This window comes from Microbacterium sp. K41 (genome assembly GCF_004794395.1).
GTDB classification, from domain to species: Bacteria; Actinomycetota; Actinomycetes; order Actinomycetales; family Microbacteriaceae; genus Microbacterium; species Microbacterium sufflavum.
Genome location: NZ_SSDO01000204.1, coordinates 1 through 1,203, shown reverse-complemented (window position 1 = coordinate 1,203; position 1,203 = coordinate 1). Strand labels below are relative to the sequence as shown.

Genomic DNA, 1,203 nt, shown 5'->3' with positions numbered 1-1,203 from the left:
GCGTGCCCTTGCCGGAACCCTTCGCGGGTCGTCGTCCCTGGTGCGCCATGCCGTCCAGGCTACTCGGCGGTGTGCGCGACCGGAGCCTCGGCCGCATCGGGGGCGAACGCCGCGACGCCCTCCGTCCGCCGGCGTTGGCCCCTCCGCACGAGCCCGGCGGCTCCACCCACCAGCAGCAGCGCACCGGCGCTCAGCAGCACGACGGTGAGGATGGTGGCGGGCGTGAGGGTGCCCACTCCGTCGGCGAGGGCGGCGCGGCGGTCGTCGTCGGCGAGCACCCACAGGGCGGCTCCGGCGATCGCGGCCAGCACCACGCCCCAGATGATGGCGGCCCAGCGGGTGCGCGGGGTGGTGATCGTGTCGGTGCTCATCGGTCGTCCTCCGGTGATTCCTGGACCGTGATGGCGATGACGCCGCTGGTCTGGTGGATGGTGACGGGTTGCACGGTGGTCGGCGAACCGGAGCCGGACGTGATGTCCTCCGACACGGTCCAGGTGCCGTCGTCGCGCGTGAGGGGCCAGGTGCCGCTGTCGGTAATGCGGCCGGCCTCGGGGTCGACGCGGATCCAGCTCACCTCGACGTCGTCGCCGACCGTGCCGCGCAGCGCCAGGCGCACTCCCTCGTCCACGAAGATCTCGGTGCGACCGGAGCCCTTGTCGATCAGCATGGGCCGCGGTCCGTCGTCGTGCGCGTGCAGCTGCACGTACAGGTCGCCGAACGGCTGACGCACCTGCGCCGGCTGGTTGTTCGAGATCGACGCGTACCCCAGCGTGGTGCCGGGCACCGCCGCGACGCCGCCGGCGACGAGGCCGCCGACGAGCGTCGCGATGGTCGCGAACGCGAGGAAGCCGCTGCGGCGCCGGAGTGCCCCGGCGACGATCATCGACACCGCGAGCACGAGCGCGGCCGACAGCAGCCCGAGCGCTCCGCCCAGGCCCTCGCCCACCGCGAGCCCCACGCCCGCACCGACAACGATCGCGAGTCCGAGCGCGGCCATCACCGCGGCGAAACCGGCACGCGGGTTCGACGCCCGGCGGACGCGTCGTCGCTCGGCGGCCTCCGCGGCGAACACCGCGGCCTCGGCCTGGCGCTCCTGTCGCAGCTGATCCCTGGCGGCACGCTCCGCATCCTGCTGCTGGCGCCGCCACGCCTGGTCCTGCTCCTTCCAGGCCGCGTGCTGCGCGCGCCACGCCTCCAGCGCGG

1 protein-coding gene and 1 pseudogene are annotated in these 1,203 nt (G+C 74.4%); both read right to left on the bottom strand.

Annotated features, from left to right (window positions below; genetic code table 11):
- Positions 1–59: 59 nt before the first annotated feature.
- Positions 60–371 carry a hypothetical protein gene (locus DW309_RS05295; protein WP_136044775.1) on the bottom strand — a complete coding sequence of 104 codons (312 nt, stop codon included), beginning with the start codon at positions 369–371 and terminating at the stop codon, positions 60–62.
- A pseudogene (locus DW309_RS19380) lies at positions 368–1,203 on the bottom strand (hypothetical protein); the annotation flags it as partial. The gene DW309_RS05295 and the pseudogene DW309_RS19380, both read right to left, overlap by 4 nt.

Coding starts and splice junctions, on each gene's coding strand:
- DW309_RS05295 (WP_136044775.1), bottom strand. CDS start 371: ATGAGCACCGACACGATCACCACCCCGCGCACCCGCTGGGCCGCCATC.